The organism is uncultured Jatrophihabitans sp. (assembly GCF_964246335.1).
GTDB lineage: Bacteria > Actinomycetota > Actinomycetes > Mycobacteriales > Jatrophihabitantaceae > Jatrophihabitans.
Genome location: NZ_CAXTQF010000076.1, coordinates 7,085 through 15,250 on the forward strand (window position 1 = coordinate 7,085; position 8,166 = coordinate 15,250).

The window sequence follows — 8,166 nt, forward strand, 5'->3', positions numbered from 1 at the left end:
ATGGTGCCGGTCCAGCACGACGACGAGCCGGCCCAGCTGCGGCACGAGCTGCTGCAGATGGCCGAGGACGTCGGCAGCCGCGTCCGCAGCCGCGGCTTCGTCGCCCGGACAATCGGCATCAAGATCCGCTTTGCGGACTTCCGCACGGTCACCAGGGTCCGCACGCTGCCGGCCTGGACGGATGCGACTGCAGATATCTACGACACTGCCGTCGAGCTGTACCGCGGCCTGCGTCTCGACCGGCCGCGCATCCGGCTCGTCGGCGTCAAGTGCGAGGGGTTACGCGGCTCGGGCGAGGTCGCCGAGCAGCTGACGCTCGACTTCACACCCCGACAGGCGAGCGAGCGCCGCGACGCTCAGGCGGCCATCGACGCGGCGCGCGCCCGGTTCGGTGATACCGCGGTCCGCGCCGGCAGTTTGGTCCGCAGCCGCGACCCGTAATCGATTACCTCGACCCGTAACTTTCGGTCGGTGGAATCGGCTCGTATGCTCGTGGTAGGTAACCCGCCCCCGCGGGGTACGAATCGAACTAAGACCACGATCGCTTCCGGCCCTACCGGGTCGACGGCACGAAGGAGGGCCCGGTGCCGCTCTCCGATCACGAGCAGAGGCTTCTCGACGAGATCGAGCAAGCTCTCTACGCGGACGATCCGAAGTTCGCTGCGTCGGTCCGAGCAGCCCGGACCAAATCACGTACCCGGCGCACGATCGTGCTCAGTGTCGTCGGTGTCGTGGCGGGCCTCGCGCTCGTCCTCGTCGGCCTGGTCGCCAACATCATCGCGCTCAGCGTCGTCGGCTTCGTGCTCGTCGTCGGTTCCTGCGGATGGGTGGCCCAGATGCTGCGCGGCCGTAAGGACGTCACGCCGGCCGACGCCACCGCGCCCGCGGGCGGCGAGCGGCACAGCAGTGGCCTGCGTACGCGCATGGAAGACCGACTGCGCAAGCGGTTCGACGAGAACTGACGCCGGCTAGCTCCGCCGGCCGCGCCGACCGAAACCCAAAGACGGCGGCAGCAACGTCGCCCGTAACCTCGATCGCCCGCTGCGCCGCGCGCGCAATGCTCCGGTGGCGCTCTCGAGGTCGCTGGTGAGGGCTCGCGCGTCCGAGCGCTGCGCGGCCTGCTGGCCGCCGTATCGCGACCGTTCGACCGCCAGCGCCAGCGAATCGAGTGCCGCGGGACGGCCCGCGAAGTCGCCGAGCCAGTGCGCCACCTGGCGCGGTGAGCGCGCTGACGACCACACGTACCCGAGGTCGGTGGCGGTGTCGGACAGCTCCGCCCACAGCGCCTCGGTGTCACCGGCCCGCGCCGCACGGTAGCGACGGCGTCGGCGCGCGAACCGGACCGACGCCGGCGCGAGCAGTACTGCCAACACGGCCAACGCGATGAGCCCGCCCCACAGCGGGGTCAGATCGACCGGCGCGGAGGTGGTGCTGTGTGCTCCGGCGCCCGGCGTGGGCGCGCTCGAGGTCGGTGCCGGCGAGGCAGTGGGTGACGCTGCGCGGCTCTTGTCGATGCCGTTGTCCTGCTGCGGCGTGTAGGGGTGCGGCGCGTAGGCGAGGTCGGTCTTCGGTCCGCCGTCGAGGCCACCGATCGGGGTGGGGTCGAACGGGATCCAGCCGGCCCCGGCGAAGTACGCCTCCACCCAGGCGTGCGCATCCAGGCTGGTCACCGTGAACGAGCCGTGCGCGTCGGGCGCGGGGTGTTCGTAGCCCAGCACGACCCGGGCCGGCACCCCGGACGCACGCAGCATGACACCCATGGCGGCCGCGTACTGCTGGCAGTACCCCGTCTTGTTGCGCAGGAAGTCGACGAGCTCGTTGCCGGAGTCGCCGAGCTTCGTGCGGGTGCTGTACTGGAAGCCGTTGGCCGGGTTGGTGAAGTAGTCGTTGATCGCCCGGGCCTTGTCGTACGGCGTGCTCTTGCCGAAGGTCACGCGATTGACCAGCACGTCGACCTCGGCGGGCAGCTTCGGCAGCTGCAACCAGTGCCGCAACGCCGCGGAGGGCGCTGCCGTCGCCTGCTCGAGCGCGGCCCGGTCGACGGCGGGTTGCGACACCTCCTCGGTATAGCTGTCGCCGTGCTGCACGTGTGCGCCCTGCAGGATCTGGTCGCGCGAACTCCACTGCGTGTTCTTGGCATCGAGTCCGGCGAGCGCGATCGGCTCGGCGAAGACGGGCGGCACGCCGTCGAGCCGATCGACCTTGACGTGCGCCCGGAAGGTCTCGGATTCCCCCGACCCGGAGTCCGGGGACGTCGAGAAGTCGCCGGAGTCGATCGACGTCGTCGTGCTGTGCCCCGACGATCGCCAGCCGACGCCGGAGTAGAGGTCGAGCACGTCCGAGCGCAGGTAGAACGGTGCCGTCGTCGTGCGGTCCTCGATGGTCACGTCCGCGACGTTGACCGGGTCGCGCCGGTTCAACTCACCCTTCAGGTCGGCGAAGGGACTGACCCCGCCGGTGCCGGAGCCACCGCCGTGGCCGTGGTGGTGGTGGAAGGCGTCGGTGATGAGGTTGCGGGACTGGGACGGCACGATCGCCGGGACGGCCAGCGCCAACACGATCGCCACGATGCCGACCTGCTGTGCCGACACCCGCGACGCGAGGTCGCCGCGGGTGTCGTTGTCCCGGCCACGGGCGATGCGCCGGCCCCACCGGTCGTGTTCGTCGGTGGCGTCGAGCCCGAGCAGGATCAGGAAGCCCGCTGCGCCGACCACGAACCACATCCAGGCGACGGGCTGCCGCGGCACCGCCCCGCTGACGACGAAGATCACCAACAAGGGGACGGTGGCGAGCGCGCCGCGGCGGCCGACCACCGCGATGAGGTCGACGAGAGCGGCGAGCAGGCCGAGCAACGCGCACACGACGAGTCGGACGGCAACCGTGGTGTGGATCGGCGCGACGCCGTCCCGCGTGGTGGCGTGCAGGCTGGTCATCAGCCGGTTGACGTCGTCGACCGTGCCGCCGGTCGGGATGAAGCCGCCCAGGGCGTGCAGCGGCGCGAAGCGCTGGGTCAGCCAGAGGACGAGCAGGATCACCCCGGGCCAGACGTCGAGCGCACCCGGTGCGCGGCGCAGCCGCAGCAGCGCGGCCGGCGCGATGACGATGATCATGCTCAGCCAGGCGTCGACGAGCCACCCGGAGTCCACGAACAGCCCCTTGAGCGGCACCGCGCCGAGGCCGCACGCGACGAGCGCCGACAGCGTGCGCCGCAGGGCCGTCCGGTCCGTGGAGTTCGTCGTGGCCGGCTCCGGGCGCGTTGCGCGAGGCGGTGCGGTGGTCGTCATCGCGAGAGCGCCGAGCTGCGGGAGTCGACGGTGTAGCCGGCGAGCAACAGCTGCCACGCCTGCGCGGTCGTGTCGCCGCAGCGCACGACGCTCACCCGCCACCCGGCGGCACGCAGGGCTGCTGCCGCGGTCGTGGCCGTCGACGGTGTGGGTTCGGTCCGCGGGGCGCCGGCGAGCTCGTCGGACATCGTCCAGGTCTCGGTGTCGAGCAGCACAGCGAGCGCGGGGGAGCTGTGACCACCGGCGCGCGCGGCGAGCAACGCGCGCAACGCGGCGGCGTCGATGCGGCCGAGCACCGCGATCAACGTCGACTCCTGCGCGGCCGAACGCAGCAGCGCGCTGATTTGTGCGAGGTCGCCGCGCTCGTCGCGGGTGGCATCGGACAGCCGGCGGGCCACCGCGCGCGGATCCCCGACGTGCAACGGCTGGGGCAACGTCAGCCGGTCGACGATGCCCACCCGCCGGCCGGACGCGATCGCATGCGTGGCGATGCTCGCCGCAGCACTGACTGCCCACTCGAAACTGTCGGTCGTGCGCGGGTCGTCGTCGGATCCGGATGCGTCGCCGACGTGCGCGGCGGCGCGGGTGTCGAGCACCACCGTCGCCTGGCCCTGCCAGGGCCGTTCCTCCTGGCGGACCATCAACGCGCCGGTGCGCGCTGACGACCGCCAGTGGATCTTGCGAAGGTCATCACCCGTGCGGTACTCGCGCGTCGACTGGTCGTCGGCGCCGTGCGACCCCACCGAGCGACTGCCGGCACTGTCGCCGAGATCGTCGCCGCGCGGCGGCTCCACCGCCGGCAGCGGATCGACCACCGGGGTCACCACGAAGTCGTCGTACGCCGTGAACGAACGAGTGAGGTCGACCATCCGGAACGGGTCGGTCAACCGCACGCGCAGCGGACCGACGCGGTAGCGGCCTCGCGCCAACCGGGGGATGCGATAGGTCACCGGCCGCTCCTCACGGGCGGCGAGCGGATCCAGGACGAAGCGGGCGCGCCCCCGCACCTGGCGAGGCAGGGTGTCCTCGAGCATCAACGTGCCCGACCTCAGCGCCGAGCGGTTGATGATCGTCAGTCGGACGGTCACCGGATGACCGGCCGACACGTCGGCGGGCTCCACGTTGCGGCTGTTGGCGATGCCCACCCGGGAGCGGTGCACGACCACGGCGGCGGCGCAGGGCACGGCGGCGGCGAGCACCCCCGCGCGGACGAGATCGCTCTGGCCGAACAGCAGGCCGCAGAGCACGGCGGTCGCGCCGGCCGCGAGCAGGCAGGTGCCGCGGGTCGTGAATCCGGGACGTCGGCGCGCCACGGTCAGCGGCTGCCGCGGACGGCGGTCTGGGGAATAGGCACGCTCGACCCGATCCGGGCCAGCAGCTCACCGGTCGAGCGGCCGGCGACGTGCGCCTCGGCGGTCAGCAGCAGCCGGTGTTCGAGCACCGGTGTCAGCAGGTACTGCAGATCGTCGGGAATGACGTAGTCGCGTCCGGTCAGCGCAGCCCACGCCTTCGATGCGCGCAGCAGTTGCAGCGTCGCGCGCGGGGACGCGCCGAGCCGCACGTCGGCCGAGCGACGGGTGGCCTCGGCGAGGTCGACGGCGTACGCCTTGATCGCGTCGGAAACATGCACCTGGCGCACCGCGCCGATCAGCGCACGGATCTCGGTGGCGTCGGACACGGGGCCGAGCTCGGCGAGCGGGTCCTCGGCGGCGTGCTCGGACAGCATCGCGATCTCGGACTGGCGGTTCGGGTAACCCATCGAGATCCGTGCGGTGAAGCGGTCGCGCTGGGCCTCGGGCAGCGGGTAGGTGCCCTCCATGTCGATCGGGTTCTGCGTGGCCAGCACCATGAACGGCGCTTCGAGCGAGTACGTGACGCCGTCGACGGTGACTTGTCGCTCCTCCATGCATTCGAGCAGCGCGGCCTGTGTCTTCGGCGACGCCCGGTTGATCTCGTCACCCACCACGATGTTCGCGAATACCGGACCCGGCTTGAACTCGAAGTCGCGGTCGTCGGCGTTGTAGACGCTCACGCCCGTGACGTCGCTGGGCAGCAGGTCGGGGGTGAACTGCACACGGCGCACCGAGCAGTCGATGGAGCGCGCCAGCGCCTTGGCGTACTTCGTCTTGCCGACGCCCGGCACGTCCTCGATCAGCAGGTGACCCTCGGCCAGCAGAACTGCCAGGCCCAACAGCACGGGGTCGTGCTTGCCCTCGATGACGCGCTCGATGTTCGCGCTGATCCGCTCCCCGGCACGCGCCACCGACTCGGCTCCGGCCGTGGCGCCCGCCGCGAGGTCGTCGTCGGGTCCGGCATGCCGCGCCCGCGGCAACAGCTCGTCCACCCAGCGTTCCTTCCGTTCGGCCGCGGCTGCTCGAGGCGCCTCGTCGGATCAGCGCGTGCGGTACTGCCGTTGCTGATTATGACGAATCCCGCGTCCGAGGCGTTACGGCCTTCGCGAAATCGAGCCCGACCGAGGCAGCGCAACGGCGCGGACCAGTGGCGCGTCGTCGCCGGAAAATGCTTGACCAGGATGAATGGTGGGTTAGAGTGGGGCGAAGTGGGGAGAGCGGGGGAGCTCGGCCTTACGGCAACACCGATGTCGGCCAGGCGGGTGCGTGAGCGGGGGAGTGTCGATGTTCCTCGGCACCCACACGCCCCGCCTGGACGACAAAGGGCGACTCGCACTGCCGGCACGGTTCCGGCCGGACCTCGAGGGGGGACTGGTGATCTGCAAGGGCCAGGACCGTTGCCTCTACGTCTTCCCGGTCACCGAGTTCGGCCGGGTGACCGAGGCCCTGCGCAGCGCGCCGGTGACCGATCGCCGGGTACGCGACTACAGCCGGGTGTTGTTCGCCAGCGCATCCAACGAGACCCCGGACGGCCAGGGCCGCATCACCGTTCCGCCGCCGCTGCGCTCCTACGCCGACCTGTCGAAGGACTGCGTCGTGATCGGTGCGAACACCCGCATCGAGGTGTGGGACGCCGGGGCCTGGGCGCAGTACCTCGAGGGCGCCGAGCAGGGCTTCAGCGACATCGCCGAGGAGGTGCTGCCCGGCGTGCTCTGAGCACGCGATCGCCGACCTCATGCACGTCCCCACAACTCCCCACGACACGACGACGAGTGCTGACGCCGGATCCGGCCTCCTCCCGCTGTCCTGGCATCACTTCCCCGATGCCAGGCCGAGCGGGTGGGGACCAGATCAGACGTCAGCGGCACACCGACCGGAACGGGACGAGCAGGAGCCGCATGGACGAGCAGGCAGGACCCGCGGGCGCGGCACAGCGCGGCACGCACACGCCCGTCCTGCTCGAGCGGGTGCTGACGCTGCTCGCGCCGGCGCTCGCCGACCACCCGGCCGTCGTGGTGGACGCGACGCTGGGCCTCGGCGGGCACGCCGCGGCGCTACTCGCTGCGCACCCGCACCTCACGCTCGTCGGCCTCGACCGCGACCCGCTCGCGCTGGAGCGCAGCCGCGAGCGTCTCGCGCCCTTCGCTGCACGCACGCATCTCGTCCACGCCGTGTACGACGAGATGCCGCAGGTGTTGGCCGAACTCGGGATGTCCGGCGTGGACGGCGTGCTGTTCGACCTCGGCGTCTCGTCGATGCAGCTCGACCTCGCCGAGCGCGGATTCGCCTACGCCCACGACGCGCCGCTGGACATGCGAATGGACCAGACCTCGGGTATCGACGCCGAACACGTCGTGAACACGTACGCCGTGCCCGAGCTGGCCCGGGTGTTACGCGAGTACGGAGAGGAACGGTTCGCGATGCGCATCGCACAGGCCATCGACCGGCAGCGGCAGGTGCGTCCACTGCGCTCCACTGCGGAACTCGCCGAGCTGGTGCGCACGGCGATCCCCGCGGCCACGCGTCGTACCGGCGGCAACCCGGCCAAGCGCACCTTCCAGGCCCTGCGCATCGAGGTCAACGGCGAGCTCGATGCCGTCCGCGCGGCGGTGCCGGCCGGGCTGCGGGCGTTGCAGGTCGGCGGCCGGATCGTCGTGCTCGCCTACCACTCGCTCGAGGACCGCATCGTCAAGCAGGCGTTCGCGGCGCTGTCCGCCGACACCACCCCGGCCGACCTGCCGGTGCCGCTGCCCGGGGCCGGACCAGAATTCCGGCTGCTCGTCCGCGGTTCGCAATCGGCCGGCGACGCCGAGACGACCGCCAACCCGCGCGCCGCTTCGGTCCGGCTGCGCGCCGCCGAGCGCATCAAGGAGGCAGTGTGAAGACACCGCAGCACGCCCGTCGGCTGCCGTTCGGCGCGCTGGTCGTCGCGCTGCTGCTCGGCGGTCTCGGGCTGCTGCTCGCGCTGAACACCGCATCGGCGGCCAACGAGCTGCGCCACCACCACTTCACCAGCGCCGACTCCGACGTCGCCGCCCAGGTGGAGCAGCTGCGCAACCAGAACGCGGCGAGCGCGGCCCCGGCGAATCTCGCCGACGCGGCCGGGGCGCTGGGCATGGTGCCGGCCAACAAGCCGGCGTTCATCGTCGTCGGGCCGGACGGTTCGGTGCAGGTGCTCGGCAAGGCCGGTCCGGCCAACGCGCCGGTGCTGCGGGCGCCGCATCCGAAGAAGCCGAAGCCGAGCCCGACCACGAGCAAGTCGACGACGGCGCCCGCAACGTCGACGAGCGCGAAGACGTCCGCTGCGCGCGGCCGCCACCCCGCATCCACCTCGCCGCATCCGTCGACCAGCGCGCGGCCGACGCCCACGCCGACCCCCACGCCGACCCCCACGCCGACGCCGACGGTGACCCTGCCCGGAGGACCGCGATGACCGACCGCCGACAACCGCCCGGTCCTGCGTACGGGCGTCCCCCCGGCGCGCGGCGTTCCGCGCCGCCACCTCCGGTCGCGCGTCGCGGCGCACCGGC

General features: G+C 71.9%; 7 protein-coding genes and 1 pseudogene (1 of these 8 running past the window's edge). 5 read left to right on the forward strand and 3 right to left on the reverse strand.

The window, feature by feature from the left end:
• Positions 1–441, forward strand: a pseudogene (gene dinB, locus ACFFCN_RS16445) (DNA polymerase IV); it begins 833 nt to the left of the window's first position.
• Positions 442–584: 143 nt separating this feature from the next.
• A complete protein-coding gene (locus ACFFCN_RS16450) occupies positions 585–962 on the forward strand; it encodes a DUF3040 domain-containing protein (protein WP_375493391.1) in 378 nt (125 codons plus the stop codon).
• Between the two features lie 6 nt (positions 963–968).
• Here ACFFCN_RS16450 and ACFFCN_RS16455 read toward each other — a convergent pair whose 3' ends face one another.
• The 3 genes from ACFFCN_RS16455 to ACFFCN_RS16465 are packed head-to-tail and all read right to left on the reverse strand — an operon-like array spanning position 969 to position 5,547.
• Positions 969–3,284: a transglutaminaseTgpA domain-containing protein gene (locus tag ACFFCN_RS16455; protein WP_375493393.1), complete on the reverse strand. Its 2,316-nt coding sequence runs from the start codon at positions 3,282–3,284 to the stop codon at positions 969–971.
• The gene (locus ACFFCN_RS16460; protein WP_375493394.1) at positions 3,281–4,597 is read right to left on the reverse strand and encodes a DUF58 domain-containing protein; all 1,317 of its coding nucleotides are present in this window, start codon (positions 4,595–4,597) and stop codon (positions 3,281–3,283) included. Before ACFFCN_RS16460 ends, ACFFCN_RS16455 begins: the two co-directional genes overlap by 4 nt.
• A 2-nt stretch (positions 4,598–4,599) precedes the next feature.
• Positions 4,600–5,547, reverse strand: coding sequence for an AAA family ATPase (locus ACFFCN_RS16465; protein WP_375493404.1), 948 nt, complete (start codon positions 5,545–5,547; stop codon positions 4,600–4,602).
• Between the two features lie 373 nt (positions 5,548–5,920).
• Between ACFFCN_RS16465 and mraZ the strand changes: the two genes are divergently transcribed.
• From mraZ to ACFFCN_RS16480, 3 genes are all read left to right on the forward strand, one after another.
• Entirely contained in the window at positions 5,921–6,352 is a 432-nt protein-coding gene (gene mraZ / locus ACFFCN_RS16470) for a division/cell wall cluster transcriptional repressor MraZ (RefSeq protein ID WP_375493396.1), read from the forward strand.
• A 182-nt stretch (positions 6,353–6,534) separates the two neighbouring features.
• Positions 6,535–7,518 (forward strand): 16S rRNA (cytosine(1402)-N(4))-methyltransferase RsmH, encoded by a 984-nt coding sequence (rsmH, locus tag ACFFCN_RS16475; protein ID WP_375493397.1) that lies wholly within the window; start codon positions 6,535–6,537, stop codon positions 7,516–7,518.
• Complete coding sequence (locus tag ACFFCN_RS16480) at positions 7,515–8,069, forward strand: septum formation initiator family protein (protein ID WP_375493399.1); 555 nt, start codon at positions 7,515–7,517, stop codon at positions 8,067–8,069. Before rsmH ends, ACFFCN_RS16480 begins: the two co-directional genes overlap by 4 nt.
• Positions 8,070–8,166: the final 97 nt, after the last annotated feature.